At 68.8% G+C, this 25,766-nt stretch carries 29 protein-coding genes and 1 tRNA gene; 22 read left to right on the top strand and 8 right to left on the bottom strand.

Annotation, left to right across the window (positions count from 1 at the left end; translation table 11 throughout):
- Positions 1-3: 3 nt before the first annotated feature.
- The 8 genes from G8A07_RS25130 to hxsA all read left to right on the top strand — a co-directional run bounded on the left by G8A07_RS25130 (position 4) and on the right by hxsA (position 7,266).
- Positions 4-447, top strand: a complete 444-nt coding sequence (locus G8A07_RS25130; RefSeq protein ID WP_195794637.1) for a 5-carboxymethyl-2-hydroxymuconate isomerase — start codon at positions 4-6, stop codon at positions 445-447.
- 1 nt (position 448) lies between these two features.
- Positions 449-1,267, top strand: coding sequence for a 2-oxo-hept-4-ene-1,7-dioate hydratase (gene hpaH / locus G8A07_RS25125; protein WP_195794636.1), 819 nt, complete (start codon positions 449-451; stop codon positions 1,265-1,267).
- A gap of 24 nt (positions 1,268-1,291) precedes the next feature.
- Positions 1,292-2,107, top strand: a complete 816-nt coding sequence (hpaI, locus tag G8A07_RS25120) for a 4-hydroxy-2-oxoheptanedioate aldolase (protein ID WP_195794635.1) — start codon at positions 1,292-1,294, stop codon at positions 2,105-2,107.
- A gap of 1 nt (position 2,108) precedes the next feature.
- The gene (locus tag G8A07_RS25115) at positions 2,109-2,876 is read left to right on the top strand and encodes a class II aldolase/adducin family protein (protein ID WP_195794634.1); all 768 of its coding nucleotides are present in this window, start codon (positions 2,109-2,111) and stop codon (positions 2,874-2,876) included.
- Entirely contained in the window at positions 2,873-3,874 is a 1,002-nt protein-coding gene (locus G8A07_RS25110; protein WP_195794633.1) for a 2-dehydropantoate 2-reductase, read from the top strand. The genes G8A07_RS25115 and G8A07_RS25110 overlap by 4 nt, the downstream gene beginning before the upstream one ends.
- Positions 3,875-3,992: 118 nt before the next feature.
- A complete protein-coding gene (gene hxsB / locus G8A07_RS25105) occupies positions 3,993-5,432 on the top strand; it encodes a His-Xaa-Ser system radical SAM maturase HxsB (RefSeq protein WP_195794632.1) in 1,440 nt (479 codons plus the stop codon).
- Between the two features lie 5 nt (positions 5,433-5,437).
- Complete coding sequence (hxsC, locus tag G8A07_RS25100; RefSeq protein WP_195794631.1) at positions 5,438-6,565, top strand: His-Xaa-Ser system radical SAM maturase HxsC; 1,128 nt, start codon at positions 5,438-5,440, stop codon at positions 6,563-6,565.
- On the top strand, positions 6,562-7,266 hold the full coding sequence (gene hxsA / locus G8A07_RS25095) for a His-Xaa-Ser repeat protein HxsA (protein ID WP_195794630.1): 705 nt from the start codon (positions 6,562-6,564) through the stop codon (positions 7,264-7,266). The genes hxsC and hxsA overlap by 4 nt, the downstream gene beginning before the upstream one ends.
- 12 nt (positions 7,267-7,278) lie before the next feature.
- Here the strand turns inward: hxsA and G8A07_RS25090 are convergent, their stop codons facing one another.
- Both G8A07_RS25090 and G8A07_RS25085 read right to left on the bottom strand, forming a co-directional pair.
- Positions 7,279-7,791, bottom strand: a complete 513-nt coding sequence (locus tag G8A07_RS25090; protein WP_195794629.1) for an RNA polymerase sigma factor — start codon at positions 7,789-7,791, stop codon at positions 7,279-7,281.
- 20 nt (positions 7,792-7,811) lie between these two features.
- The gene (locus tag G8A07_RS25085; RefSeq protein WP_195794628.1) at positions 7,812-8,024 is read right to left on the bottom strand and encodes a DUF2892 domain-containing protein; all 213 of its coding nucleotides are present in this window, start codon (positions 8,022-8,024) and stop codon (positions 7,812-7,814) included.
- Positions 8,025-8,135: 111 nt separating this feature from the next.
- Here G8A07_RS25085 and G8A07_RS25080 point away from each other — a divergent pair, with 111 nt between their 5' ends.
- The gene (locus tag G8A07_RS25080) at positions 8,136-9,269 is read left to right on the top strand and encodes a glycerophosphodiester phosphodiesterase family protein (protein ID WP_195794627.1); all 1,134 of its coding nucleotides are present in this window, start codon (positions 8,136-8,138) and stop codon (positions 9,267-9,269) included.
- Between the two features lie 6 nt (positions 9,270-9,275).
- Here the strand turns inward: G8A07_RS25080 and G8A07_RS25075 are convergent, their stop codons facing one another.
- Positions 9,276-9,425 carry a hypothetical protein gene (locus G8A07_RS25075; protein WP_195794626.1) on the bottom strand — a complete coding sequence of 50 codons (150 nt, stop codon included), beginning with the start codon at positions 9,423-9,425 and terminating at the stop codon, positions 9,276-9,278.
- An 88-nt stretch (positions 9,426-9,513) separates the two neighbouring features.
- The gene (locus G8A07_RS25070) at positions 9,514-9,960 is read right to left on the bottom strand and encodes an Lrp/AsnC family transcriptional regulator (RefSeq protein ID WP_195794625.1); all 447 of its coding nucleotides are present in this window, start codon (positions 9,958-9,960) and stop codon (positions 9,514-9,516) included.
- A 147-nt stretch (positions 9,961-10,107) separates the two neighbouring features.
- On the opposite strand from G8A07_RS25070, the gene G8A07_RS25065 reads away from it, so the two are divergent.
- The 5 genes from G8A07_RS25065 to G8A07_RS25045 all read left to right on the top strand — a co-directional run bounded on the left by G8A07_RS25065 (position 10,108) and on the right by G8A07_RS25045 (position 15,373).
- Complete coding sequence (locus G8A07_RS25065) at positions 10,108-11,202, top strand: saccharopine dehydrogenase family protein (RefSeq protein ID WP_195794624.1); 1,095 nt, start codon at positions 10,108-10,110, stop codon at positions 11,200-11,202.
- 14 nt (positions 11,203-11,216) lie between these two features.
- Positions 11,217-12,722: an aldehyde dehydrogenase family protein gene (locus G8A07_RS25060; protein WP_195794623.1), complete on the top strand. Its 1,506-nt coding sequence runs from the start codon at positions 11,217-11,219 to the stop codon at positions 12,720-12,722.
- Positions 12,723-12,785: 63 nt separating this feature from the next.
- Positions 12,786-13,799 carry a DUF1338 domain-containing protein gene (locus tag G8A07_RS25055; protein ID WP_195794622.1) on the top strand — a complete coding sequence of 338 codons (1,014 nt, stop codon included), beginning with the start codon at positions 12,786-12,788 and terminating at the stop codon, positions 13,797-13,799.
- Between the two features lies 1 nt (position 13,800).
- Positions 13,801-15,219: an FAD-binding oxidoreductase gene (locus G8A07_RS25050; protein WP_195794621.1), complete on the top strand. Its 1,419-nt coding sequence runs from the start codon at positions 13,801-13,803 to the stop codon at positions 15,217-15,219.
- 69 nt (positions 15,220-15,288) lie between these two features.
- Positions 15,289-15,373, top strand: a tRNA-Leu gene (locus G8A07_RS25045).
- Positions 15,374-15,433: 60 nt separating this feature from the next.
- Here the strand turns inward: G8A07_RS25045 and G8A07_RS25040 are convergent.
- Positions 15,434-16,417 carry an AraC family transcriptional regulator gene (locus tag G8A07_RS25040; RefSeq protein ID WP_195794620.1) on the bottom strand — a complete coding sequence of 328 codons (984 nt, stop codon included), beginning with the start codon at positions 16,415-16,417 and terminating at the stop codon, positions 15,434-15,436.
- 164 nt (positions 16,418-16,581) lie between these two features.
- On the opposite strand from G8A07_RS25040, the gene G8A07_RS25035 reads away from it, so the two are divergent.
- On the top strand, positions 16,582-17,382 hold the full coding sequence (locus G8A07_RS25035) for an SDR family oxidoreductase (protein WP_195794619.1): 801 nt from the start codon (positions 16,582-16,584) through the stop codon (positions 17,380-17,382).
- A 9-nt stretch (positions 17,383-17,391) separates the two neighbouring features.
- Entirely contained in the window at positions 17,392-17,763 is a 372-nt protein-coding gene (locus G8A07_RS25030) for an HU family DNA-binding protein (protein WP_195794618.1), read from the top strand.
- Between the two features lie 85 nt (positions 17,764-17,848).
- Here G8A07_RS25030 and G8A07_RS25025 read toward each other — a convergent pair whose 3' ends face one another.
- Positions 17,849-18,766 (bottom strand): hypothetical protein, encoded by a 918-nt coding sequence (locus tag G8A07_RS25025; RefSeq protein ID WP_195794617.1) that lies wholly within the window; start codon positions 18,764-18,766, stop codon positions 17,849-17,851.
- A gap of 157 nt (positions 18,767-18,923) precedes the next feature.
- On the opposite strand from G8A07_RS25025, the gene G8A07_RS25020 reads away from it, so the two are divergent.
- The 6 genes from G8A07_RS25020 (at position 18,924) to G8A07_RS24995 (ending at position 24,186) form a co-directional block, all read left to right on the top strand.
- Positions 18,924-19,259, top strand: a complete 336-nt coding sequence (locus G8A07_RS25020) for a hypothetical protein (RefSeq protein WP_195794616.1) — start codon at positions 18,924-18,926, stop codon at positions 19,257-19,259.
- Between the two features lie 187 nt (positions 19,260-19,446).
- Positions 19,447-20,205, top strand: coding sequence for a TerC family protein (locus G8A07_RS25015; protein ID WP_195794615.1), 759 nt, complete (start codon positions 19,447-19,449; stop codon positions 20,203-20,205).
- A 139-nt stretch (positions 20,206-20,344) separates the two neighbouring features.
- The gene (locus G8A07_RS25010; RefSeq protein ID WP_195794614.1) at positions 20,345-20,641 is read left to right on the top strand and encodes a zf-TFIIB domain-containing protein; all 297 of its coding nucleotides are present in this window, start codon (positions 20,345-20,347) and stop codon (positions 20,639-20,641) included.
- Between the two features lie 74 nt (positions 20,642-20,715).
- Entirely contained in the window at positions 20,716-21,819 is a 1,104-nt protein-coding gene (locus G8A07_RS25005) for a DUF748 domain-containing protein (protein ID WP_195794613.1), read from the top strand.
- Positions 21,820-21,872: 53 nt separating this feature from the next.
- Entirely contained in the window at positions 21,873-22,658 is a 786-nt protein-coding gene (locus G8A07_RS25000) for an enoyl-CoA hydratase-related protein (RefSeq protein WP_195794612.1), read from the top strand.
- A gap of 7 nt (positions 22,659-22,665) precedes the next feature.
- Positions 22,666-24,186 (top strand): 3-hydroxyacyl-CoA dehydrogenase, encoded by a 1,521-nt coding sequence (locus tag G8A07_RS24995; protein ID WP_195794611.1) that lies wholly within the window; start codon positions 22,666-22,668, stop codon positions 24,184-24,186.
- Here G8A07_RS24995 and G8A07_RS24990 read toward each other — a convergent pair.
- Both G8A07_RS24990 and G8A07_RS24985 read right to left on the bottom strand, forming a co-directional pair.
- Positions 24,149-25,252: a branched-chain amino acid ABC transporter permease gene (locus G8A07_RS24990; protein ID WP_249937136.1), complete on the bottom strand. Its 1,104-nt coding sequence runs from the start codon at positions 25,250-25,252 to the stop codon at positions 24,149-24,151. The genes G8A07_RS24995 and G8A07_RS24990 overlap by 38 nt on opposite strands.
- Positions 25,245-25,748 (bottom strand): cupin domain-containing protein, encoded by a 504-nt coding sequence (locus tag G8A07_RS24985; RefSeq protein WP_195794609.1) that lies wholly within the window; start codon positions 25,746-25,748, stop codon positions 25,245-25,247. Before G8A07_RS24985 ends, G8A07_RS24990 begins: the two co-directional genes overlap by 8 nt.
- Between the last annotated feature and the right edge of the window lie 18 nt (positions 25,749-25,766).

Genomic DNA, 25,766 nt, shown 5'->3' with positions numbered 1-25,766 from the left:
GCGATGCCGCATCTGGTCATCCTCTACACCGGCAATCTCGATGCCGTCTGCGACATGACGGCGCTGTGCCGCGCGCTGGCCGACGTGATGCTGCTGCAGCGCGACGAATCGGCAAAGCCGGTGTTCCCGCCCGGCGGCGTGCGCGTGCTGGCCTATCCGGCGCCGCACCATGCGGTGGCCGATGGCGGCGCGGCGGGCGCGGCCGCGGGCCTGGGGCGCGACTACGGTTTTGTCTACCTGAACCTGCGCATGGGCCGCGGGCGCAGCGCGGCCGTGCATGCCGGCGTCGGGCGCGCGCTGGAGGCCTGCGCGAAAGACTTCTTCGCGCCGCTACTGGCCGCGCGGCCGGTCGGCGTGACCCTGCAGATCGACGAGGGCCCCGAGGTCTTCGATGCGAAGAACAGCTCGCTGCATCCGCTGTTTGCGAACAGGAAGAGAGAAGACTGACATGGCCTTTGAGCAGGCATTGATCGACACGCTGGCCGCGGAGCTGGAGGCGGCGCGGCGGGAGCGCCGGCAGCTCGAGCATTTCTCCAAGCGCTTTCCCGGCATGAGCATCGAGGACGGCTATCGCATCAGCCGCGCCTGGGTGGCGCTGCAGACCGCGGTGGGCGCGCGTGTGATCGGCCACAAGATCGGGCTGACCAGCCGCGCGATGCAGCTCTCCAGCCAGATCGACGAGCCGGACTACGGCACCCTGCTGGACTACATGCGCTACGACTGCGCGCCCGGCGCGACCCTGGACATCCCGGCCGAGCATTTCATCGCGCCGCGGGTCGAGGTCGAGCTGGCCTTCGTGCTGAAGGCGCCGCTGAGCGGGCCCAAGGTCGGCATCGACGAGGTGCTGGAGGCCACCGACTATGTGACGCCGGCGATCGAGATCATCGATGCGCGCATCGAGCAGTTCGACCGCCACACGAAGGCGATGCGCAAGGTCTACGACACGATCAGCGACAACGCGGCCAATGCCGGCATCGTGCTGGGCGGCGCGCGCATCGACCCGCGCGCCGTGGACCTGCCCTGGTGCGGCGCGATCCTGAGGCTCAACGGCCAGGTCGAGGAGACCGGGCTGGCGGCCGGGGTGCAGGGCCATCCGGCGATCGGCATCGCCTGGCTGGTCGAGAAGCTGCATCCCTGGGGCGAGTCGCTGCGGCCGGGCCAGATCGTGCTGGCCGGTTCCTTCACGCGGCCGGTGCCGGCCCGGGCCGGCGACCGTTTCGAGGCCGACTACGGGCCGCTGGGGCGGCTGGACTTCCGTTTTGTCTGAGTAGTTAGCAGTGAGGAGCATCTGATGCAATTGCCACGCAACCGCTTTCGCGACGCGCTGCGCGCCGGCCGGCCGCAGATCGGGCTCTGGGTCGGCCTGGCCGATCCCTATGTGGCCGAGGCCCTGGCCGGCTGCGGCTACGACTGGCTGCTGATCGACGGCGAACATGCGCCCAACGATGTGCGCTCGATGCTGGCGCAACTGCAGGCGGTCGCGCCCTACCCGGTGCATCCGATCCTGCGGCCGGTGCAGGGCGAGGTGGCGCTGATCAAGCAGATCCTCGACATCGGCGCCCAGACCCTGTTGATTCCGATGGTCGACAGCGCGGCCCAGGCCTCGCGCCTGGTGGCCGCGACCCGCTATCCGCCGCAGGGCATCCGCGGCGTCGGCGCGGCGCTGGCGCGGGCCTCGCGCTGGAACCAGGTCGAGGGCTATCTGCAGCAGGCCGATGCCGAGATGTGCGTGCTGGCGCAGGTGGAGACCACCACGGGTCTGCAGAACCTGCAGGCCATCGCGGCGGTGGAGGGCGTGGACGGCGTGTTCTTCGGCCCGGCCGACCTGTCGGCCTCGATGGGCCATCTGGGCAACCCCGGCCACCCCGAGGTGCAGCGCGCGATCCTGGACGGCATCGCCACCGTGCGCGCGGCCGGCAAGGCGCCGGGCATCCTGGCCACCGATCCGGCGCTGGCCAAGCGCTATCTGGAGGCCGGCGCGCTGTTCGTCGCGGTGGGGCTGGACACCGGCCTGCTGGTGCGTGGCGCGAGCGAGCTGCTGCGCCAGTTCCGGCCGCAGGGCGCGCCGGCGCCGGAGGCCGCCAGGAGCGCGGGAGGAGGGTACTGAGATGAGCGACGCTGCCTATCCCCGCCCCAAGCACATCGCCCCCGAGGAATGGCAGGCCCGCACCGAGCTGGCCGCCTGCTACCGCATCTTCGACCGCCTGGGCTGGACCGAGCTGATCTACAACCACATCTCGCTGCGCGTGCCGGGCGAGCCCGGGCATTTCCTGCTCAACCCTTTCGGCCTGCATTACAGCGAGGTCTGTGCCTCCAATCTGGTCAAGGTTGATGTGCGCGGCCATATCGTTGGCGCCAGCGACTGGCCGATCAACCCGGCCGGCTTCACCTTCCACGGCGCGATCCACGAGACCCTGGGCGAGGATGCGCATTGCGTGATGCATGTGCACACCACGCCGACCATGGCCGTCTGCTGCAGCGACGAGGGCCTGTCCTTCACGAACTTCTACGCGGCCCAGCTCTGGGGCAAGGTGGCGTATCACGAGTTCGAGGGCATCACCGTGCACCTGGACGAGGGCCGGCGCATCCTGGCCAGCGCCGGCGGCAAGCCGGTGCTGCTGCTGCGCAACCATGGCCCGGTGACGATCGGCTTCAGCCTGGCCAATGCCTTCTCGCTGATGTGGCTGCTGAACCGCGCCTGCGAGGTGCAGCTGGCGACGCTGGCGATGGGGCGGCCGCGCGCGATTGCCGTGCCGGTGCTGGAGGGCTGCGTGCGAGACTCGCTGAATTTCAACCCGAAGTTCGGCGCCGGCCAGGACGCTTTCGACGCGATGCGCCGCCTGGTGGACCGGACCGATCCGAGCTACAGACGATGACGGTAAGCAAGAAGATTTGCATTGTGGGCGCCGGCGCCATCGGCGGCTGGTTCGCCGCCCATCTGGGCCACAAGCTGGGCGACGAGGTGCGCTTGAGTGCGCTGGCGCGCGGCGCCACCCTGGCCGCGCTGCGCGCGCAGGGGCTGCGCATGGAAAGCGGCAGCGGCGGCGAGCGCATCACGGTGCCGATCAATGCCAGCGACAAGCCGCAGGAGCTGGGCCCGCAGGACCTGGTCGTCATCGCGGTCAAGGGCCCGGCGCTGGCCTCGGTGGCGCCCGCGGTGCGGGCCCTGCTGGGCCCCGAAACCAAGGTGCTGGTGGCGATGAACGGCGTGCCCTGGTGGTTCTTCGAGGGCCTGGGTGGTCCGCTGGATGGCCAGCGCCTGGAATCGGTGGACCCGGGCGGCGCGGTCGCCGCGCTGATCCCGGCGGAGCGGGTGATCGGTTCGGTCGTGCATGCCAGCTGCACCACGCCCGAGCCGGGGCTGGTGCGGCATGTGATGGGCATGGGTCTGATCCTGGGCGCGCCCGAGGGCGGCCGGCCGGCCCATGTCGAGGCCCTGGCCGCGCTGCTGCAGCGCGCCGGCTTCAATGCCACGGTCTCGGAGCGCATCCAGCGCGACATCTGGTTCAAGCTCTGGGGCAATATGACGATGAACCCGATCTCGGCCCTGACCGGCGCGACCGCGGACCGCATCCTCGACGACGAGCTGGTGCGCGGCTTCGTCACGAACGTGATGCGCGAGGCCGCCGAGATCGGCGCCCGCATCGGCTGCGCGGTCGACCAGACGCCCGAGCAGCGCCACGAGGTGACGCGCAAGCTTGGCGCCTTCAAGACCTCGATGCTGCAGGACACCGAGGCCGGCCGCGCGCTGGAGCTGGACGCCCTGGTCGCCTCGGTGCGCGAGATCGCGCAGAAGCTCGGCATCGCGACGCCCTTCACCGATGCGATGCTGGGGTTGACGCGGCTGATGGCGAGGACGCGAGGGCTGTACTGAGCTGTTGATGGTTTGCCTGCCGCCGCAGGTCAACCTAGATGCTGGCAAGCCCTGATGCCCTTCCCATTCCTTTGCCCTACGCTTGCCGGGGCAAAGAAGATTGGATAAGTCGCCAGGGATGGACTCACGCTATGCGCCGGTCACCGAGCCTTTTTCGCATCGAGCATTGCGAGATGGAACGGTAGCGGCTATCTCGCAGTCCGGTGACCATGTCTTTCTTAGCGCGCATGAGTTGGCCCTGCTGCGCGAACGACCCTCGGCCTTGCCGCTGAATCTGCAGGCCGCACTGAAGGCCCGGTTCTTCCTCAAGGACCCGCGGGCCCAGGGCATGAGAACGTTGCTGCGCTCTCGCATCGCAGCAAAACGCGAGACGGTCACGGTCGGGCCCTCGTTGCACATCCTGGTGCCTACCTTGCAATGTGCTCACTCGTGCCGGTACTGCCAGGTCAGCCGCGCCTTGTCCTCGGCCGGCTTTTCGATGACCGAGGCGGACATTGACCGTGCCTGCGACACAATTTTGCAAAGCCCAGCACCGGTCCTGACGGTGGAATTCCAAGGCGGCGATCCATTGATTCGCTTTGACCTGATCCAGCGAGCCGTATTGCGTCTTGTGGGTTCTCCTGATTTGAACGGTCGTCGGCTGCGCTTTGTGATTGCATCGACTCTGCATCAGCTCGACGAGGCCATGTGCGACTTCATGAAATCGCACGGCATCCTGCTGTCCACCAGTCTTGACGGTCCCGAGTCCTTGCATGACAGAAATCGCCCGACACCTTCGCGCGATGCCTACAGGAAGACCATGGCTGGCGTTGCACTTGCGCGACGCCGCTTGGGTGAAGACGCGGTGTCCGCTCTGATGACGACGACCAAGGCGTCCCTGGAGCAGCCGGAAGCGATCGTTGACGAGTACGTGCAAAGAGGGTTTCGTGATCTTTTCATCCGCCCCTTGAGCAGCTACGGTTTTGCCAAGCGCAATCCGACCAGGCTCGCCTACAGCCAGGACGAGTTCCGGGAGTTCTATGGCAGGGCTTTGGATCGGGTGCTGCATTGGAACCGGCAAGGCGTGGCGCTGCGCGAGGTCTACGCGAGCATCATCCTGAACAAGCTGCTGAGTCCCTTCGATGCGGGATATGTCGACCTGCAGAGTCCTACTGGAGCCGGGTCAAGCGTTCTGGTCTACAACTACGATGGCTATGTCTATCCGAGCGATGAGGCGCGGATGCTGGTCGAGACCGGAGATCGCTCACTGCGCATCGGACGCATCGGAACCTCATTGTCAGATCTACAGAAGTCGCCGGTGCTGGAGGCGCTGAGACAGGCGAGCTTGGTCGACTCCATTGCCGAGTGCTCGCGGTGTGCCTATCGGCTGTTCTGCGCACCGAATCCGGTCGACGCGCAGGCGCAGTTTGGCAACTTGAATGCTCCGGTCGCTGCAACCGAGCATTGCCAACGGCATCTTTGGCTGTTCGATCTGTTTCTCCAGTACCTCCACGACGCGGATGCCTGGCAGCTGGACTTGTTCCACGCCTGGGCTGCGCCCGTGGGGATCGAGGCATAGCATCGATGCGCAGGCTACTTGTCAGCGAACTGGAGCCGGCCGGGCAAGGGGTGCATCGTGTCATATCGGCCGAGGAGCTGAGTGCCGGATGGCGGCCGGACCTGCAATGTCTGCTGCTGTGTCAGGGCCCGGAGGATTGGCAACTGTTTCGGCGGCTTCGTCGCAATGGCCTGTCTATTGGTGCGGTGAGCGGTAAAGGAATTGAGAACGGCGACGTGGTGGCCGTCCGGTCGGACAAGCCGGAGCTGATGGTGTTGTTCCGGGAGTCGGATCTGCATCACGCCTTGCTGCTGACGAATCGCTGCAACAGCTACTGTCTGATGTGCTCCCAGCCACCGACGCCGCAGCTGGATCCCTGGTTGATGGAGGAAGCGCTGGCGGTCGTGCATCACATCCGCTGCTCGCCAGTCTCGCTGGGCTTGTCCGGTGGAGAGCCTCTGCTGCTGGGCGCCAGCGAGCTGCGCAGGCTTATCGCCTTAGTTGCTGAGCGCCATCCGAGCACGCGCATTGATCTCCTCAGCAATGGCCGGCTGCTTGGCCAACCCTCGCTGGCCCACACACTGCTGCATCGACTTGAGGCACGTTTGTCGTGGCTAGTCCCGCTCTATGGCCATGCCGACTTTCTGCATGACTATGTCGTCCAGAGCCCGGGTGCCTTCGATGAGACGCTGGCCGGTTTGTTGGAGTTGCAAAGGCATGGGCAGTCAATTCAACTCAGGATCGTGTTGATTGCTCCCGTGCTCGAATCTTTGCCGGAGATTTGCCGGTTCATCGCGCGCAATCTGCCGTTTGTCAGCGAGGTGGCCTTGATGGCGGCCGAGCCCATTGGCCTTGCGCTGGCCAATCGGCAACTTTGCGAAGTCGATCTGGCCAAGTGGGGCGATGTCTTGGTCGAATCCTGCCAGGCACTGCGACGCGGGCGGGTTCCCTTTGTTTTCATGAATGCCCCGCTATGTGCCCTGCCAATGGATCTCTGGCCCGCAGCAAGCCGGAGCATTTCCGATTGGAAGCAGGTCTATGCGAGCGAGTGCGAGCTCTGCGAGGTCAAGGCGCGCTGCTGTGGATTGTTCGCATGGCATGAGCGCGGATGGCAGCCTACGAAAATCAAACCGATCCGGAGGGTGGAGGCGTGAGCAGATTCATCAAAAGCTTGGCCGTTTTCCTTGCAGGGAGCCCATTGCTGGCCGGGAAATCGATGGCGAACGACGCGGCCAAGCAGGGCTCGCTGGAACCCTTGCCGGAACCCCTCGCGGTGCTGCTGCGGCCGTTGAATCGGGATGCAGACAATCTGTTTGCGGGGCATCGTTCGCATTCAAGTCATAGATCCCATTCCAGTCACAGCTCGCACTATTCCGGTAGCAGCTCCTCCTATTCGCGCGTCCCTGCTGCCCCGCCTCCTGCGCCAAGTCCGCAGCATTTGCTGACTCCACCCAGCCCGGCATCGGCGCCGCCCATCTCGCAGCCGGCCCCGTGGCCAAGCACGGCGGGCCGGGTCAAGCCTGCCGCCGGCGTTGATCCCCACTCCACGCAACCTGCACAAGCCCTGCTGCCGGAATCGGCGCAGGATGCAAAGGCCCCGACATTGAAGCCCTTGGGCGATGGCCAGTCGTCGAGTGGACCGGACCTGAGTCGTGGAGAGAAGCTCAAGCTGCAGATCATGCGGGTGCAGATTGCGCTGACTCGCATGGGTCTGTACGACGGGCCGATCGATGGCGTGATGAGTCACGCCACGCAAGAGTCGATCGGCTACTTCCAGCGCCTGAAGGGCTTTCCGAATACGGGCCTGATGAGCACTCCTACCCTCAATGCCCTTGGAGTTCCCGCGGTGAACTGAGGGGTGAAGCGCTCAGGCCAGCAGATACTCCCGCGCCAGCTCCCGCGCCCGATGCAGCCGGCTCTTGGTGGCCGCCACCGTCAGCGCGAGGCGCTCGGCGATCGCCAGCTCCTCGAAGTCGCGCAGCAGCAGCACCTCGCGGTAATGCGGCGGCAGCGATTGCAGCGCCTGGCTCAGCTCCAGGCGCAGGCTGTGGTTGTCGTGATGCGTGACCAGCCATTGCTCCAGCTTTTCCTCGTCATAGGGGTCGTAGGCGAAGGCCAGGCGGCCCAGGCGCCGGCATTCGCGCTGCACGACACGCAGCAGCCAGCCGGAGAAGGCGACCACCGCGCGCAGCGAGCGCAGGCGCCGCGCCAGCAGCAGCAGGGACTCCTGCACCGCGTCGTCGACATCGCTGATCAGGCAATGGCGCTGCGCGTAGCGGCGCACATCGGGCCGGCAGACGCGCAGCAGCTGTTCCATGGCCCGCAGGTCGCCGCCATGGGCGGCTTCGAGCAGGGGCAGGTGTTGAGGGGCGAGGGCCATGGCCGCGGATTGTCTGTCGGTCAGCGGTCCTGCCGGTCCAGCCGGCGCCCGAGCAGCGCGCAGGCCGGGCAGAACCCCAGCAGGCCCGAGCCCATCGCGCCCACCGCCGCCGCGGCCAGCACCCAGCCCCAGACGCCGGGCACCGCCACCAGCGCGACGACGCCGGTGCACAGCCCGCAGCCGATGCGCAGCGCCCGTTCCCAGCCCGGGAGATTGGTCTTCATATAGAGCATGTCATGCACTCCTGATAAGGTCCGAGGACCATCCGTCCTCCGCACTAAGAGGCGGGCGCGGGTCCAAAGGATTCGCGCGGCGTGAAAAAATCTTTCCAGGAGATCCTCCCGATGACGATCCGTTCCACCGCCGCCGCCCTGCTGCTGGGCCTGGCCACCGGCGCGAGCCTGGCCGGCCCTTTGCTGATCGGCCACCGCGGCGCCAGCGGCCACCGCCCCGAGCACACGCTGGCCGCCTATGAGCTGGCGATTGAGCAGGGCGCCGACTACATCGAGCCGGACCTGGTGATGAGCAAGGATGGCGTGCTGCTGGCCCGCCACGAGCCGCTGCTGGCGCGGGTCGAGCTGGAGGCGGACGGCCGCACGATCAAGCGCGACGCCGACGGCAAGCCGGTCCTGCATCGCACCGACACCAGCACCAATGTCTGGCAGCTGGACAAGTATGCGCAGCGCCTGAGCGTCAAGCAGGTGGACGGCCGGCCGATGGCGGGCTGGTTCGCCGAGGACTTCAGCGCGGCCGAGATCCGCGCCGACATCCGCGCGCAGGAGCGCCTGCGCGACCAGCGCCTGGCCAACAAGGCCTACGACGACCGTTTCACGATCCCGACCCTGGGCGAGGTGATCGCGCTGGCCCAGGCGCGCGGCGTCGGCATCTATCCGGAGACCAAGCACCCGAGCTACTTCAAGGCCTTCACCGACGCGGCCGGCCTGCCGCGCCTGGAGGACCGGCTGTTGGAGACGCTGCACGCGGCCTATGGCAACCGCGCCGACGCGCCGGTCTTCATCCAGTCCTTCGAGGTGGCCAATCTGCAATACCTGCGCGGCAAGACCAAGCTGCGCCTGGTGCAGCTGCTCAGCGCCGGCGGCAAGCCCTATGACTTCACCTTGGCCGGCGATGCGCGCGGCTATGCGGACCTGGTCCAGCCGGCCGGGCTGGACTTCATCAAGCGCTATGCCGACGGCGTCGGCGCGCACCTGAACCTGATCATCCCGCTGGTCGGCGGGCAACTGGCCGCCGAACCGACGCCCCTGGTGGCTGAGGCGCATCGGCGCGGCCTGCTGGTGCATGGCTGGACCTTCCGGGCCGAGAACGCCTATCTGCCGACCGAGTTCCGCCGCGAGGGGCAGGCGCTGGGCGACATGGCCGGCCAGCTGCAGCGCTTTCTCGCCACCGGCATGGACGGCTTCTTCGCGGACCAGCCGGACCTGGGCCGGGCGGCGATCACGGCCGCCGGCAAGCCCTGACCCCGGTCAGTGCACCAGCTTGCCCAGGCTCCAGAGCAGGGCGGGGTAGCCCAGGCCCCAGACGGCGGCGACCAGGGTCACGGCCTTCAGCGCGGTGCCCATGGCATGGGCGCGCGGGGAGTGCAGCAGGGCTTGGCTCAGGCTTCTCTTGATCATGATGGCGACAGGCCTTCTTCGCGGGACGATGCGGATCCAACGCGCAAGAGCCGTGCCCGGCCGACCTGGGTTACCCGGCGTTTCCTCCTCAGGCGCTGCGGTCGACGCGCAGCGCCAGCACCACCGAACTGGTGGTCTTGATCACGCCCTCGATGTCGCCGATCTCGTCCAGCAGCGCATCCAGCCGCATCGTCGATTCGGCGCGCAGCACCGCCATGTAGTCGAACTCGCCGCTGACCGAGGCCAGCTGGCGCAGCTCCGGGAAGCCGCCGAGCTTCTTCACCACCTCGCGCCCGGCGCGCGGCTGCACCGTGATGCCGACGAAGGCCTGCACGCCGCGGTCCGGCGCCTCGCTGCCGAGCTTGGCGGTGTAGCCGACGATCACGCCCGACTGCTCCAGCCTGGCCAGGCGCGCCACCACGGTGGTGCGCGCCACGCCCAGTTTGCGGGCGAGATCGGCCGTGCTGGCGCGGGCATTGGCCTGCAGCAGGGTGAGCAGCTGACGGTCGGTCTGGTCCCTGGCGGCCTCGTTCATGGATAACCCTTGGTTTGGACGAATTGAACCGATAGTTTGTCATATCGTCGGAATCAAGGAGTATTTTGACGAATGATCGCTTTCTTTCGTCCGAGCTCCTTCCTAGACTGCGGCGCATTCCAGACCCCAGTTATCAGGAGCCCCACCATGAAGATCGCCCTGCTCGGCGCCGGCCATATCGGCCAGACCATCGCCCGCCTGCTGCACGCCACCGGCGACTACCAGGTCACCGTGATCGACAAGAACGCCAAGTACCTGGCGGTGCTGGCGGCCGAGGGCATTGCCACCGCCGAGGTGGACACCGAAAACAAGACCGCCCTGGCCGCCCAGCTGCGCGGCAAGGACGCGGTAGTCAACGCGCTGCCCTACCACCTGGCCATCACCGCCGCCACGCTGGCGCTGGAATGTGGCTGCCATTACTTCGACCTGACCGAGGACGTGGCCGCCACCAAGGCGATCAAGGACCTGGCCAAGAGCGCCAAGACCGCCTTCATGCCGCAATGCGGCCTGGCGCCGGGCTTCATCGGCATCGTCGCGCATCACCTGGCCAAGGGCTTCGACGAGGTGCGCGACGTGCAGATGAGAGTCGGCGCGCTGCCGGCCTTCCCGACCAATGCTTTGAAGTACAACCTGACCTGGTCGGTCGACGGCCTGATCAACGAGTACTGCCACCCCTGCGAGGCCATCCATGGCGGCGAGTTCATCTCGGCCCTGCCGCTGGAAGGCCTGGAGCATTTCTCGCTGGACGGTACCGAGTACGAGGCCTTCAACACCTCGGGCGGACTGGGCACCCTGTGCGAGACCTGGGCCGGCAAGGTGCGCAACCTGGACTACAAGACCGTGCGCTATCCCGGCCACCGCGACCTGATGAAGTTCCTCTTGGAAGACCTGGCGCTGGCCGCCGACCAGGACAAGCTGAAGGACATCATGCGCAAGAGCATGCCCGCGACCATGCAGGACGTGGTGCTGGTCTTCGTCACCGTCTCCGGCATGAAGAACGGTGTGCTGATGCAGGAGGTGTTCGCCCGCAAGATCTTCGCCGAGCGCGATGCGAAGGCGCCGCTGTCCGCGATCCAGATCACCACCGCCGCCGGCATCTGCGCCGCCGTCGACCTGTTCCGCGAGGGCAAGCTGCCGCAGTCCGGCTTCATCCGCCAGGAAGAGGTCGAGCTGCCCGCCTTCCTGGCGAACCGCTTCGGCAAGGCCTATCAGCAGTCGCGTCAGGTCGAGAGCATCGGCTGAAGGAAAATCCAACCATGAGCAAGCAAATCCAAGACCTGTTGAACGCCCTGGGCGTTGCGAGCGCGGCCTACACCGGCGGCAGCCTGATCGTGCGCAGCCCGATCGATGGTGCGCAACTCGGCGCCGTGCCCGAGGCTTCCGCCGCCGACATGACGGCCGCCATCGCCCGCGCGCAGGCCGCCTTCCTGCAATGGCGCAATGTGCCGGCTCCGAAGCGCGGCGAGCTGGTGCGCCTCTTTGGCGAGGAACTGCGCGCCAACAAGGCCGCGCTGGCCCGCCTGGTGTCGCTGGAGGCCGGCAAGGTCACCAGCGAGGGCGAGGGCGAGGTGCAGGAGATGATCGACATCTGCGACTTCGCGGTCGGCCTGAGCCGCCAGCTGCATGGCCTGACGATCGCCAGCGAGCGCCCCGGCCATCGCATGATGGAGCAGTACCTCCCGCTGGGCGTGGTCGGCATCATCTCGGCCTTCAACTTCCCGGTGGCCGTCTGGGCCTGGAACTCGGCCCTGGCCCTGGTCTGCGGCGACAGCTGCGTCTGGAAGCCCAGCGAGAAGACCCCGCTGACCGCGCTGGCCACGCAGGCATTGTTCGAGAAGGCGGTCGCTCGCTATGAGGGCGCGCCCGCGCACCTGTCCCAGGTGCTGATCGGCGGCGCCGCGGTCGGCGAGGCCCTGGTGGACGACGCGCGCGTCGCCCTGGTCTCGGCCACCGGCTCCACCCGCATGGGCCGCGCGGTCGGCCCGCGCGTCGCTGCGCGCTTCGGCCGCTGCCTGCTGGAACTGGGCGGCAACAACGCCATCATCGTCACGCCCAGCGCCGACCTGGACCTGGCCGTGCGCGGCATCCTGTTCGGCGCCTACGGCACGGCCGGCCAGCGCTGCACGACGACGCGCCGCGTCATCGCGCACGAGAGCATTCACGACGAGCTGGTGGCCCGCCTGGACCGCGCCCGCGCGCAGCTGAAGATCGGTAGCCCGGTCGAGCCCGGCAACCTGATCGGCCCGCTGATCGACAAGGCATCCTTCGATGCGATGCAGGCCGCGCTGAAGTCGGCCCGCGAGCAGGGCGGCGAGGTCAGCGGCGGCGGCCGCGCGCTGGCCGAGCAGTATCCCGAGGCCTGGTACGCGGTGCCGGCCCTGGTGCGCATGCCGGCGCAGACCGACATCGTCAAGCACGAGACCTTCGCACCCATCCTGTACACGCTGAAGTACAAGACGCTGGACGAGGCGATCGCGCTGCAGAACGAGGTGCCGCAGGGCCTGTCCTCGGCCATCTTCAGCAACGACGTGCGCGAGGCCGAGGCCTTCATGAGCGCCAGCGGTTCCGATTGCGGCATCGCCAACGTCAATATCGGCACCTCGGGCGCCGAGATCGGCGGCGCCTTCGGCGGCGAGAAGGAGACCGGCGGCGGCCGCGAATCCGGCTCCGATGCCTGGAAGGCGTACATGCGCCGCACGACGAATACCGTGAACTACTCGCGCGAACTGCCGCTCGCACAGGGCGTCAAATTCGACATCTGATCGGTCTTATCCTTATTGCGCCCCGCCTTGCGGGGCGTTCTTCCATCTGGAGTGCTTGTTGTGATGCGTAGTGTTGATACCGGCCTGTTCCGCCTGCTCGCTTCCGTGCTCGGCGAGGCCGAGGCCCAGAACAGCTTCGACCAGCTGCATGTCGTGCCGGCCCTGCTGCAGCCGATCGGCGCGCAGGTCTCGCGCGCCGAGCTGGCGCAGGCGCTGAACATGGCGCTGTTCGTCGATGTGATGCGGCGCGTGCCCGAGGGCGCGGCCTATGTGGCCGACAACCAGCGCGCCGGCCAGGCCCTGGTGTTCGACCATGGCGCGCTGCGCACCGTGGCCTGGCCCAGCGGCGCGCTGCCGCCCGGCGAGGCGGCGATCACCCGCGTGCTGCGCCCGCTGGGTTACGCCCATGCCGAGACCTATCCGCTGACGAAGCTGAAGATGACCGGCCGCAGCTGGCGGCACCAGGACCTGCCCGAGGACATCGCGCAGTTCTTTGTCTCCGAGCTGCATCCGGAGCGCTTCAGCGGCGAGTTCCAGGCCGCGGTGAGCCGCGTGGTCGGCGCCTCGCGCGACCCGCTCTCGCCCGCGGACCTGGCCGCGCTGGAGCGCCTGGCGCGCGACAAGGCCCTGCCCTGGGCCGAGGCCCTGCCGCTGCTGCCGCGCCTGGTGGCCTGCTTCGAGCGCCAGCATCCGCTGTTCAGCCAGGCCGACTACGAGCTGCTGAAGAGCGAGTCGGCCGAGATGGCCTGGATCGCCACCGAGGGCAATGCCTTCAACCATGCGACCGACCGCGTCGCCGACATCGCCGCGGTGGCCGAGTTGCAGCGCGCGCTGGGCCGCTCGATCAAGGACAGTATCGAGACCTCGAAGAGCGGCCGCGTGCGCCAAACCGCGTTGCGCGCCGCCCAGGTCGAGCGCCAGTTCCTGCACGAGGGTCAGGTCGTGAGCCGCCAGGTGCCGGGCAGCTTCCACGAGTTCATCCAGCGCGAGCAGGACGGCGAGGGCCTGGACCTGCGCTTCGACGCCGGCAACGCGACCGGCATCTTCAAGATGACGGCCAGCGCCGAGGCCTGCTGAGATGAGCGTGCAGGCCTTCCTCGCCGCCGCCCGCGCCATCGTCGGGCCTGAGTTCGCGCTCGAGGGCGCGGCGATCGAACCGCGCTACCTGGAGCCGGCCCGCTATGCGCCGGGCCGAGCCGCGGCCCTGGTGCGCCCGGCGACGACGGCCCAGGTCGCCGAGCTGGTGCAGCTGGTCGCCGCGCATGACCTGACCCTGGTGCCGCAGGGCGCACACACGGGCCTGGTGCGTGCCGGCACGCCGACCGATGGCGAGCGCCATGTGCTGCTGGCCACCGACCGCCTGCGCGAGCGCTTCGAGTTCGACCCGCTGGACCGCACATTGCGCGTCTCGGCCGGCTACAAGCTTTCCGAGATCAACGAGCGGCTGGAGGCCGAGGGCCTGTTCTTCCCGATCGACCTCAGCGCCGATCCCAGCGTCGGCGGCATGCTGGCGCACAACACCGGCGGCACGCGCATGCTGCGCTACGGTGACGTGCGTGCCAACACCCTGGCGCTCACCGCCGTGCTGGCCGGGGGCCAGGTCTTGCAGGCCGGGCGCGGGCTGCAGAAGGACAACACCGGGTTGGCGCTGCAGCAGCTCTTCGTCGGCAGCTCGGGCTCGCTGGGCGTGATCACCGAGGCGACCCTGAAGCTGCATCCGCTGCCACGCCAGCGCGCCGCGGCCCTGGTCGCACCGGCCGCGCTGGACGCCGTGCTGCCGCTGTACCAGACCCTGATGGCCAGCGAGCTGGCCGGCCTGGTCAGCGCCTTCGAGGGCATCTCGAAACCGGCGCTGCAGGCGGCCTTGCAGCATGTGGGCGACGCCGGCAAGCTGTTCGATGGCCACCTGCCCGAGTACGCGCTGCTGGTCGAGCTGGCCAGCGAGCTGCCAGCCGCGCGGCTGGACCTGAACGCGCTCCTGCAGGAGGTGCTGGAGCGCGAGTTCGAAAGCGGCCGCGTGGTCGATGCGGTGATCGGTGCCGACGAGCAGATCTGGGCGTTGCGCCACAGCATCAGCGAGGGCTTGCGCGACTGGGGCAAGGTGATCGGCTTCGACGTCTCGCTGCCGCGCCGACATTTCATGCGCTTCCGCGCCGAGGGCGCAGCCTGGCTGGCCGAACATTTCCCGCCGGCGCGCCTGGCCGACTTCGGCCATCTGGGCGACGGCGGCCTGCACTTCAACCTGGCCTGGCCGCATGACGCGCCGCCGCTCGATGCCGAGGCGATGGCGCGGCTGCGCGAGGGCATCAATGCGATCGTCGTGGCGCTGGGGGGCAGCTTCAGCGCCGAGCATGGCGTGGGGCCGCAGATCCAGGCCGCCTACTGGCAGTTCAGCGACGCGGCCACGCTGGCGCTGGCGGGCGGCATCGAGGCCCTGATGAACCCCAAGCGCACCCTGGGTCTGACAAGATTTGGAGCGCCCGATGCAAAAACTTGATCGCGCTCGAAAAACCATGCTATAGTCCTATCTCTTCGCTGCTGACAGGCAGCAAAGAAAATCCTGAAAGCCCAGGTGGCGGAATTGGTAGACGCACTAGTTTCAGGTACTAGCGGGTAACTCCGTGGAGGTTCGAGTCCTCTCCTGGGCACCAAATACGAAGGCCAGCACGCAAGTGCTGGCCTTTTCGTTTTGGCCCTCCGCTTCTTGCTGATCAGGACGCGGGCTTGGCCGCCAGGGCCTGCTGCTCGCGGAACTCGCGCAGGTCGCGGGCCGGTGGTGCGCCGTACATGCGCGCATATTCGCGGCTGAACTGCGAGGGGCTCTGGTAGCCGACGCGATGCGCCGCGCTGGCGGCATCCAGCCCACCGCTGAGCATCAGGCCGCGCGCCTCCTGCAGGCGCAGCCGCTTCTGGTACTGCAGCGGGCTCATCGCGGTGACGGCCTTGAAGTGGTGGTGCAGCGACGAGGGGCTCATGTGCACCGCATCCGCCATCTCGGCGATGCTCAGCGGCTCGGCTACGCGCCGGCGCAGCCACTGGATCGCCTGCGCGATGCGTGCCGCGCAACCGCTATTGCCCAGGGTCTGGGCCAGGCGCCAGCCGTCGGGGCCGGACAGCAGGCGGTAGCTGATCTCCTGCAGCGCCAGCGGCGCCAGGGCCTGCAGATGCTGTGGCGTCTCCAGCAGACGCAGCAGGCGCAGCAGCGGATCCAGCAACTCGATGCCGGTGCGGCCGACGAAGAGGCCGCGCACGCTGGCGCTGTGCGCCGCGGCCGCCGGTTCGGGCGGGGCATGGCGCACCAGCTCGGCCAGCACCGCCGGATCGAAGTCCAGGCGCACGCTCAAATAGGGCTGCTCGCGCGAGGCCTGCCAGACCTGACCCATCACCGGCAGGTCCTGCGCCACCACCAGGTGATGCGTGTCGTCGTAGTCGTACAGCTCGTCCGCGAGATGCAGGCGCTTGGCCCCCTGGGCGATGAAGCAGATCGCCGGCATGTGCATGCCGTGGTGCGGCTGGTTGGGCGCATTCAGCCGGGCCAGATGCAGGCCCGGCACGGCGGTTTCGTACAGGCCCTCGTTGGGCGCCAGCGCGGCGATGCGTTGCACCAGCTCGGCGCGGCGCAGCAGCAGCTGAACCTGGGCATCGCCCTGGGCCTCGCTCAGATCGGACGGCAGCGGGGTGTGAATTTGCGGCATGGCGCCCAGTCTATGCAAGCGACGTCGCGCGCGCATCGCGCGCGGCTCAGCTTCGCAGCTTTGGGCAAGAAGCCTGCAGGAACGGGCTATCGCCGGCGCGGCCGCGCTTTCTAGACTGCCGTGCCGCGCTTCCTCCCTTCCTTCCATCAGTCAGGAGTCCTGCCGTGACGACGAGCTTCAGCCCATCCGACGCATCGACCTTCTTCCTCGCCCGCGGCCTGGCGGGCCAGGTCATCGCGCTGACCGAGGCCGCAGAGGGCCCCGGTGCGGCGGCCGCGCCGCTGCTGGCCGCCGCCGGCGCGCATCTGGTGCTGGGCGCGCGCCGCCTCGATGCGGTCGAGGGCCTGGCGCAGGCCCTGGCCGCGCAGGGCGGCTCGGTGCGCGCGCTGGCGGTCGATGTCGGCGATCGACGCGACATGCAGCGCTTCATCAGCCTGGCCCATGCCTGGTTCGGCCGGCTCGACGTGATCGTCAACAGCGCCGGGCCGGATGAGGAGATGCCCGACCGCGGCCTGCGCGGCGCGCTGCATGGCATCGCGGCGGGCCTGCCGCTGTTGCGCTCGCGCGGCCGGGGGCTGATCGTCAACCTCGTGCCGCGCGCGCAGCAGCAGGTGCTGCGCGCGCTCGGCGAGCGCTTGCGCCACGGCAACGAGCCATGCCCGTGCTTGCGCATCACGGCGATTGAAATGGCAAGCAAGAGTTACAGCGATGCGATGGTGGCCAAGGCGTTGGTGAGGGAGATTGTTCGATGGGATCCGGAGTTGCAGGTGGGACGGGCTTCCTGCTTTGCATCACGTTTTGGCGAAACGATGATCGGCACCCAAGGTTCCGATCATCGTTTTCACGAAACTTCGCTCGGCGCCTGCGGCACCGATCATCGTTTTCCCGCGTCGCCATCGGGATCGTGGCGATTTTTCGGTGAGAATGGCGCCCGCCCGAGATCGTCGGGCGCCAATTTGAACTGAGACTCAGGAATGAACAAAACCGAACTGATCGAGCACCTGGCTGGCAAGCATGAGCTGACGAAGGCCGAAGCCGGCCGCATCGTCGAGACCCTGCTGGACGCGGTGGTCACCACCGTCAAGAAGGGCGGCACGGTCTCCATCCCCGGCTTTGGCTCCTTCAAGCAGCACGCCCGCGCTGCCCGCACCGGCGTGAACCCCAGCACCGGCGAGAAGATCAAGATCGCCGCAGCCAAGCTGCCGAAGTTCACCCCGGGCGCCGGCTTCAAGGCCGCCGTGGACCCCAAGGCTGCCGCTCGCAAGGCCGAGAAGGCCGCCAAGGCTGCACCGAAGGCCGCTGCCAAGCCGCCCGCCAAGAAGGCCGCCGCCAAGGCCAAGAAGTAAATTCTTCGATCGGCGCGCAAGCAGTCATCTGCTTGCTGTCAATCAGGCCGGCGTCTCCGCGGAGGCGGCCGGCCTTTTCTTTTTCTCAGGGGCCCGGCTTCAGCAGCCGCGCGCGCACCAGCGGGTGCCACAGCCGCGCATCGGCCAGCGGCGTGCTCGCGGGCAGGGCCGGGTTCTCCAGCCGCCACCAATGGCGTTGCTCAAGCCGGGCGCGCCGCAGCTGCGCGCCCAGGCGCTGCTCGAACAGGGCCTCGAAGCTGCCGTCCGCCAAGGCTCGGTCCCAGCCGATGCGCAGCCGCTCGGCCAGCTCGGGGCGTGTCGGGCTGACGAAGAAGTAGAAGGCCGAGGGGTAGGCGATGGCCCAGCGCTCGCCCACCACCACCTCGTGGCGGGTGCCGGCGATCGGATAGGCCTCCAGCACGCCCAGGCTGACGAAGTCCAGGCGCCGGCGCCGCAGCAGCTCGCCGAACTGGCCCAGGCGCGGCAGGCGGTCGACCTGCCAGCCGTTGTGCGCCAGCACCGCGGTGTCGGGCCAGTCGGCCACCTGACCGTTGTGCAGCGCGCGCGGCGGCTGCGTCGCGCCGGCCGCGTCCAGCTCCTCGCGGCGGTTGCTCAACATCAGCGGCAGGCGCACGCCCTGCAGGCCGCGGTAGAGGCAGACCCGCAGCGGCAGGCCCTGCACCTCGCGCTCGCGCGAGGTCATCGAGCTGATCAGATCCACCTCGCCGGCCACCAGCTGCAGGAAGGCGCGGTTCTGTGTCATCGGCGCCGAGCCCTCCAGGCGATAGGGCCCATGACTGGCCTGTGTCTTGTCCAGCAGCAGCTGCAGCACCTCGAGCTCGTAGGTGATCTCGGCGGCGCTCTGCTGCTGCGCCAGTGCGTGGCGCACCCGCAGCGGATCGGCCTGGGCCGGCGGGACAGCGGCGCTCAACAGCAGCAGGGCAAGCAGCGCGGTGCGGCGCAGACGTCCGGACCCGCGGAGGAAGACAGCGGCGAAGGGCATGGGTGTTTTTTGTCCGGGCCGCCAGGGTAGCGCAAGAGGGTCCACCCGACCCCCAGTCGCGTGGTGGTCGGAGGCCGGCTCCGCCGTTAAGCTGCGCCGCACCTGACCGAGGGAGGATCGCGTCGCGCGGTCCTTGGAGGCAGGCCACCCCATCACCATGAGAGTCCTGATCGCCATGCAGAAGAAGCCACAAGCCCTGATCGCCCTGACCTTGTCCGTCCTGGCCTGCGCCGCCTCGGCCCAGAGCATCACGCCCGAAGGCCTGCGCGCCGAATGCGCGGCCAAGCACCAGCCTCAGCTGGATGCCAAGGGCCAGGCCGCCAACGAATACCGCTTCGTCTACTACAAGGGCCAGTACCGCGGCGAGCCGCAGGCCGGCCAGGCCCTGGCCTGCGCCGAGGCGCAGTACGCCGCCTACCTGGACACGCAAGACCCGGCACGCGTGCTGTCGGCCTACCCGACGGCCGCCGGTCGTCCCAGCGTCAGCAAGTAAGCCCAGCGCCCGCAAGGGCCAGCCGGGGCGCGCGGCCGCATCGGTGGCGCGCCCATTGGGATTTCACGATTCGATTTTTGCGAAGCATCAAGGTCGCAAATTCGCATTTACCCGAGGGTGGCGGGCGCGGTATCGTGCGCTCTTCACACAATTCAGGCGAGCGCTTGGCCGCGCCGCTCCTCACACCGTGGAATTCCTCCTCGACCCCAATATCTGGATCGCGTTCGCGATGCTTACCGCCCTGGAAATCGTCCTGGGCGTCGACAACATCATCTTCATCTCCATCCTGGTGGGCCGCCTGCCGGCGCATCTGCGTGACAAGGCACGCCGCCTGGGCCTGGGCTTCGCGATGATCTCGCGCCTGGCGCTGCTGTTCTCGCTGAGCTGGGTGATGGGCCTGACCGAGACCCTGTTCTCGATGTTCGGCCAGGACATCAGCGGCCGCGACCTGGTGCTGCTGTTCGGTGGCCTGTTCCTGCTGTACAAGGCTTCGCACGAGATCTTCGTCGAGGTCGAGGCCCGCGAGCAGGACGGCCCGCCCGCCACCGACGAGCAGGCCCTGAAGGCCGCCGGCAACCGCCTGTTCTGGGGCATCATCGGCCAGATCGCGGTCATCGACATCGTGTTCTCGCTGGACTCGGTGATCACCGCGGTCGGCATGGTGGACCAGATCGGCGTGATGGTGGCCGCCGTGATCGTGGCCGTGTTGGTGATGCTGGTGGCGGCCAAGCCGATCGGCGACTTCGTCGACCGTCATCCCTCGGTCAAGGTGCTGGCCCTGGCCTTCCTGGTGATGGTGGGCATGGCGCTGACGGCCGAAGCCTTCGACGTCCATATGCCCAAGGGTTACATCTACGCCGCGATGGCCTTCTCGCTGGTGGTGGAAGGACTCAATATCCGCGCCCGCGGCAAGCGCCTGCTCAACAAGGAAGAGCCGGCCAAGTAAGGCGATACGAGACCAGGGGACCGAAAGGTCCCCTTTTTCCTTGCCGGCCCGATTGAGATCGGGGCCGGCGACCTCAGCTGACAGGGATTCGGCCTGAGTAGCGAACCCCGTCAGCAAGAAAGCAAGGAGTGACCCCGCGATGAAATGCCCCACCTGCCCCGATGCCACGCTTGTGATGGCCGACCGCCAGGGCATCGAGATCGACTACTGCCCGCAATGCCGCGGCGTCTGGCTGGACCGCGGCGAGCTCGACAAGCTGATCGAGCGCTCGGTGGCGGCCCAGCCGCCCGCCCCGCAGGCCCCGCAAGCACAACAGCCGCAGCACTATCCCCAGCAGGGCCGTCCCGACTTCGTCGATTCGGACTACTACAAGAAGCAGGGCGGCCATCACGGCCATTACCGCAAGAAGTCCTGGCTCAGCGACTTCTTCGATTGACCTAGGCGCCGCGGCACCTCGCCGCGGCGGGCGGGGCGCTATCCTCGCGGACTCCGCTTGAGATGTCTGCCGCCGTGTCCCGTTTCCGCCGTCCCCTCCTGATTGCCGCCGCCATCGTCGCGGCCCTGAGCCTGTTGATCATCGGCGGCCTGCGCCTGGCCGTCGGCCAGCTGCAGCGGCAGATCGAGGGCGCGCTGGGGCCGCGCGCCAGCATCGGGGCGCTGACGGCGGACTGGTCGGGCCTGGAGCTGAGCGAGCTGCGCATCCGCGCCGCGCCGGGCTGGCCGGCCGAAGATGAACTGCGGGCGCGGCGGGTGCGGGTCGAGCCGGAGTTGCGCAGCCTGTTCGGCGGGCCCTGGCGCATCGCGCGCATCGAGGTCGAGGGCGCCTATTTGTCGGCCCTGCGCACCCGCGAGGGCCGGATGCGCCTGCTGCCGGCGCTGCTGGAGGAGCAAGGGCAGGCACGCCCGTCCGACGAGGCCGCCGGCGCTGCCAATCCGCTGCGGCTGGAGATCGACCAGGTGCGACTGGACGATGCCAGCCTGGCCTTCTTCGACGCTTCGGTGCGCCGCGGCACGCCGCTGCCGCTGCGCGTCGAGGGCCTGCGGGCCGAGGCGGGCCCGATCGTGCTGCCGGCGCTGGACCGCGCGATCGCGCTGAAGCTGGAAGGCCTGTTCAAGGGCGCCGCGTCCGGCCGCCCGGCGCGGGACGGCCGCATCGAGATCGAGGGCGAGTTCACGCCGGCCACCCAGGACGCGCGGCTGCGGGCGCAGTTCCGCGGTGTTGACCTGGTGGCGCTGCAGCCTTATCTGCTGAGGGCCGCCGAGACCGGCGTGCGCCGCGGCACCCTGGACCTGAGCCTGCAGGCGCGGGTGCGCGACAAGAAGCTGCAGGCGCCGGGCGTGCTGACCCTGCGCCAGCTGGAGCTGTCCAACGAGGGCGGCATGCTGGGCACCTTTGCCGGCGTGCCGCGCCAGGCGGTGCTGGCGGCGCTGACGCGCAACGATGCGCTGGAGGTGAAGTTCACCCTTGAGGGGCGGCTCGACGATCCGGCCTTCTCGCTCAACGAGAACCTCGCGACCAAGATCGCCTCGGGCCTGGCCGATGGCCTCGGGGTTAGCCTTTCGGGCGTCGTCAAGGGCTTGGGCGGTGTGGTGAAAGGGCTGTTCGGCCGTTGACCGGGTGGCCCCGGTCGCGCTGCGATACTCGCCGGATTACCAGGAGTTTCAGCGTGGAGACATTGACGATTGAGACCGACGCGCGCGGCGTGGCGCGCGTCACGATGAACCGGCCCGAGGTGTTCAACGCCTTCAACGAGGCGATGATCGCGGACCTGGCGGCCGCCTTCGAGCGCCTGACGGCCGACCCGGCGGTGCGCCTGATCGTGCTGGCCGGCAGCGGCAAGGCCTTCAGCGCCGGCGCCGACCTGCAATGGATGAAGCGCGCCTCGGAGGCGACGCAGGCCGCCAATGTCGAGGACGCGCGCCGCTTCGCCACGATGCTGCAGCGCATCGCCGAATGCCCGAAGCCCACCCTGGCGCGCGTGCAGGGCCTGGCCCTGGGCGGCGGCGTCGGCCTGGCCGCGGCCTGCGACATCGCGCTGGCCACGCCGGACGCGAAATTCGCGGTCAGCGAGGCGCGCTTCGGCATCCTGCCGGCGGTGATCGGCCCCTATGTGGTCAACGCGGTCGGCCCGCGCCAGGCGCGCCGCCTGGCGCTCACGGCCAGCCGCATCCCGGCCGCCGAGGCGCAGACCCTGGGCCTGGTGCAGGAGGTAGCCGAGGACATCGACGCCGCGCTGGAGCGCTGGATCGCCGAGCTGCTGCTCAACGGCCCGGCCGCGCAGGGCGAGATCAAGGCGCTGTTCGCCCAGCTGGAGGTCGGCCCGATCACGCCCGAGGTGCGCGAGCTGACCGCACAGACGATCGCGCGCGTGCGCATGACGGACGAGGCCAAGGAAGGCTTTGCCGCCTTCCTGGCCAAGCGCCCCGCGGCCTGGATCCCCAACAAGGACTGAAGACACCATGAGCGATTGGATTGTGGCGAAGCGCCCGGCGGGCGAGGCGATGGTGGGCGTGATCGGCGCCGGTGTGATGGGGGCGGGCATCGCCCAGGTGGCGGCGCAGGCCGGCCATGAGGTGCGCCTGCTGGATGCGCGCGAGGGCGCGGCCGAGGCCGCGATCGCGCAGATCGCCAAGAGCCTGGACGGCCTGGTCGCCAAGGGCCGCATGGAGGGCGGCCAGCGCGAGGCGCTGCTGGCGCGCATCCAGCCGGCCAGCGCGGTGGCCGAGCTGGCGGACGTGGCGCTGGTGGTCGAGGTGATCGTCGAGAAGCTGGAACCCAAGCAGGCCCTGCTGCGCGAGCTGGACGCGCTGCTGCCGGCCGGCGCGATCATCGCGTCCAACACCTCGTCGATCAGCATCACCGCGCTGGCCAATGGCATGCGCAACCCGCAGCGCCTGGTTGGCATGCATTTCTTCAACCCGGTGCCGCTGATGAAGCTGGTCGAGGTGGTGTCGGGCGCCGAGACCGCGCCCGAGGTGGCCGCCGCGATCTTCGAGCTGGCCGCGCGCTGGGGCAAGACGCCGGTGCATGCGAAATCGACGCCCGGCTTCATCGTCAACCGCATCGCCCGGCCCTATTACGCCGAGACCCTGGCCCTGCTGCTGGAGCAGGCCGGCCAACCGGCGCAGCTGGACCGCGCGCTGCGCGGCGTGGGTTTCCGCATGGGGCCTTGCGAGCTGATGGACCTGATCGGCCACGACACCAACTTCCTGGTCACGCAGTCGGTGTTCGAGGCCAACTTCGGCGACAAGCGCTACATGCCATCCCTGGTGCAGAAGGCCCTGGTCGACGGCGGCCGCCTGGGTCGCAAGGTCGGCAAGGGCTTCTACGAGGGCCTGCCCGCCGCGGCCGCGCCGGTGGCCGCGCCAGCGGCCGCGCCGCGCCACCTGGTGCTGGTGGGCGCCGGGCCGCTGGTCGAGGGCCTGGGCCGCTGGCTGAGCCACAAGGGTCTGAGCTTCACGCGCGAGACGCATAGCGACTGGGACGGCCTGCGGGTCGGCGACGTGGGCCTGCAGCTGCATCTGAGCACCGGCATCAGCGCCGCGCAGCTGGCCTTCACCCGCTGCCACGACGCGCTGGCCGTGATCGACTGGCCGCTGGCGCCGGACAAGATCGATGCGCTGGCCTATGCGGCCGCGCCGAAGCTGGCCGGCGGGCAGCGCGCCCTGGTCGAGGACCTGCTGCGCGCGCTGGGCTGGGAGCCGCTGGCGCTGCGCGACGTGCCGGGCCTGGTGGTGGCGCGCACGATCGCAATGCTGGTCAACGAGGGCGCCGATGCCGTCTGGCAGGGCGTCTGCGACGAGGCCGGTGCCGACACCGCGATGAAGCTGGGCGTCAACTATCCGGCCGGCCCCTTCGAGTGGCTGGCGCAGCTGGGCTCGGGCCCGGTGGTGCAGCTGCTGGACGGCCTGTTCGAGGCCTACCGCAGCGAACGCTACCGGGTCAGTCCGCTGCTGCAGCGCCTGCGCTGGGGCGCCTGAGCTCGGGCGGGCGGCGCTGCTCGGCCGCCGCCCACAGGCCGCGCGGGCGCAGCAGCATCATTGCGATCATCGCCAGCGCCACCATCAGCTGGCGCAGGATCGGCGCGTCCAGCCGGCCGTCGCTGAGCTGCTGCAGCGGGCCGGCCACATAGCGCAGCGCCTCGGGCAGGGCCGACAGCAGCAGGGCGCCGAGGATCACGCCGGGCATGTGGCCGATGCCGCCCAGCACCACCATCGTGACGATCAGCACCGATTCCTGCAGGCTGAAGGCTTCGGGCGAGATGAAGCCCTGGAAGGCGCCGAACAGCACGCCGGCCACGCCGCCGAAGGCCGCGCCCATGCCGAAGGCCAGCAGCTTCAGGCGCCGCGTGTCCAGCCCCATCGCGAGCGCAGCGGTCTCGTCCTCGCGGATCGCCATCCAGGCACGGCCGATGCGCGAGCGCTCCAGCCGGTGGCAGGCCAGCGCGGCCAGCAGCACCAGGGCCAGGAACAGGTAGTAGTACAGCGTCACCGGCGGCAGGCTCAGGCCCAGCAGCTCTTGGCGCCGCCCCAGATCCAGGCCGAAGATGTGGATGTCGTCGATCGGGCCGATGCCGCGCGCGCCATTGGTGATGTTGGCCGGATGGCCCATGTTGACGATGAAGAGCCGGATGATCTCGCCGAAGGCCAGGGTCACCACGGCCAGGTAGTCGCCGCGCAGGCGCAGGGTCGGCGCGCCCAGCAGCACGCCCAGCAGCGCCGCCAGCGCCGCGCCCAGCGGCAGGACCAGCCACCAGGGCTCATGCAGGCCGGCCGGGAAATGCGCCTGCACCGCGGCGAACTGCTCGCTCAGATGCGGCGAGGCCAGCAGCGCGAACAGATAGGCGCCGAGCGCGTAGAAGGCCACATAGCCCAGGTCCAGCAGGCCGGCGTAGCCGACCACGATATTGAGCCCCAGCGCCAGCAGCACATAGAGCAGGGCCTGGTCGACGATGCGCACCGGCGCCTGGCCCAGCTGCTGCAGCAGCAGCGGCAGCACCAGCAGGCCGACGCCGGCCGCGAGCCAGCGCCGGGATTGGCTACTCACGGGCCTTTCCGAGGTCCTCGCGGTCGTAGTAGTCGACATCGGTCTCGGCGCGGAAGATCTTGCGCAGGCGGCGCTGCCCGCCGATGCTGGACGAGATCAGCACCTTCTGCGAATCCGGGTACTCGCAGGCCTCCAGCTCCATCAGGGTGGAGAGCGACAGGTAGCGCATCGTCGTCGTGCCGGTGTTGATGATCTGGTGCGCCACCTCGGGCCCGCCGGTCGGGCAGGCGATCACGTCGTGGCGGCGCAGCGGGTAGCGCTGCTCGCCGAAGCGCAGCTCGCCCTCGCCCTCCAGGATCAGGAACATCTCCTCCTCGCCATGGTGGTTGTGGAAGGGGCATTGCGCCTTGCCGGGCGGCAGCACGGTCAGGTTGTAGCCGAGCTGGCGCGCGCCGATATGGTCGCTGATCTGGCCGCGGCTGGAGGTGTAGAAGCCGTTCTCCTCGACATCGTCGAACACGACCTCGTCCAGATTCATCAGGGGCTTGGGACTCATCGCAGGTTCCTCCGGGGC

The sequence above is a fragment of the Roseateles sp. DAIF2 genome (assembly GCF_015624425.1).
In the GTDB taxonomy this organism is placed as follows: domain Bacteria; phylum Pseudomonadota; class Gammaproteobacteria; order Burkholderiales; family Burkholderiaceae_C; genus Kinneretia.
This window is presented reverse-complemented; position numbering and strand designations above follow the sequence as displayed.

Excerpts from the sequence above, each read along its gene's own strand:
- hxsB (WP_195794632.1), top strand. The coding sequence starts at position 3,993 with ATGGACTCACGCTATGCGCCGGTCACCGAGCCTTTTTCGCATCGAGCA.
- G8A07_RS25010 (WP_195794614.1), top strand. The coding sequence starts at position 20,345 with ATGAAATGCCCCACCTGCCCCGATGCCACGCTTGTGATGGCCGACCGC.
- hpaI (WP_195794635.1), top strand. The coding sequence starts at position 1,292 with ATGCAATTGCCACGCAACCGCTTTCGCGACGCGCTGCGCGCCGGCCGG.
- G8A07_RS25065 (WP_195794624.1), top strand. The coding sequence starts at position 10,108 with ATGAAGATCGCCCTGCTCGGCGCCGGCCATATCGGCCAGACCATCGCC.
- G8A07_RS25040 (WP_195794620.1), bottom strand. The coding sequence starts at position 16,417 with ATGCCGCAAATTCACACCCCGCTGCCGTCCGATCTGAGCGAGGCCCAG.
- G8A07_RS25070 (WP_195794625.1), bottom strand. The coding sequence starts at position 9,960 with ATGAACGAGGCCGCCAGGGACCAGACCGACCGTCAGCTGCTCACCCTG.
- hpaH (WP_195794636.1), top strand. The coding sequence starts at position 449 with ATGGCCTTTGAGCAGGCATTGATCGACACGCTGGCCGCGGAGCTGGAG.
- G8A07_RS24995 (WP_195794611.1), top strand. The coding sequence starts at position 22,666 with ATGAGCGATTGGATTGTGGCGAAGCGCCCGGCGGGCGAGGCGATGGTG.
- G8A07_RS25055 (WP_195794622.1), top strand. The coding sequence starts at position 12,786 with ATGCGTAGTGTTGATACCGGCCTGTTCCGCCTGCTCGCTTCCGTGCTC.
- G8A07_RS25060 (WP_195794623.1), top strand. The coding sequence starts at position 11,217 with ATGAGCAAGCAAATCCAAGACCTGTTGAACGCCCTGGGCGTTGCGAGC.
- G8A07_RS25130 (WP_195794637.1), top strand. The coding sequence starts at position 4 with ATGCCGCATCTGGTCATCCTCTACACCGGCAATCTCGATGCCGTCTGC.
- G8A07_RS25030 (WP_195794618.1), top strand. The coding sequence starts at position 17,392 with ATGAACAAAACCGAACTGATCGAGCACCTGGCTGGCAAGCATGAGCTG.
- G8A07_RS25085 (WP_195794628.1), bottom strand. The coding sequence starts at position 8,024 with ATGCTCTATATGAAGACCAATCTCCCGGGCTGGGAACGGGCGCTGCGC.
- G8A07_RS25115 (WP_195794634.1), top strand. The coding sequence starts at position 2,109 with ATGAGCGACGCTGCCTATCCCCGCCCCAAGCACATCGCCCCCGAGGAA.
- G8A07_RS25025 (WP_195794617.1), bottom strand. The coding sequence starts at position 18,766 with ATGCCCTTCGCCGCTGTCTTCCTCCGCGGGTCCGGACGTCTGCGCCGC.
- G8A07_RS25050 (WP_195794621.1), top strand. The coding sequence starts at position 13,801 with ATGAGCGTGCAGGCCTTCCTCGCCGCCGCCCGCGCCATCGTCGGGCCT.
- G8A07_RS25090 (WP_195794629.1), bottom strand. The coding sequence starts at position 7,791 with ATGGCCCTCGCCCCTCAACACCTGCCCCTGCTCGAAGCCGCCCATGGC.
- G8A07_RS25020 (WP_195794616.1), top strand. The coding sequence starts at position 18,924 with ATGAGAGTCCTGATCGCCATGCAGAAGAAGCCACAAGCCCTGATCGCC.
- G8A07_RS25080 (WP_195794627.1), top strand. The coding sequence starts at position 8,136 with ATGACGATCCGTTCCACCGCCGCCGCCCTGCTGCTGGGCCTGGCCACC.
- G8A07_RS25075 (WP_195794626.1), bottom strand. The coding sequence starts at position 9,425 with ATGATCAAGAGAAGCCTGAGCCAAGCCCTGCTGCACTCCCCGCGCGCC.
- G8A07_RS25110 (WP_195794633.1), top strand. The coding sequence starts at position 2,873 with ATGACGGTAAGCAAGAAGATTTGCATTGTGGGCGCCGGCGCCATCGGC.
- hxsC (WP_195794631.1), top strand. The coding sequence starts at position 5,438 with ATGCGCAGGCTACTTGTCAGCGAACTGGAGCCGGCCGGGCAAGGGGTG.
- G8A07_RS24985 (WP_195794609.1), bottom strand. The coding sequence starts at position 25,748 with ATGAGTCCCAAGCCCCTGATGAATCTGGACGAGGTCGTGTTCGACGAT.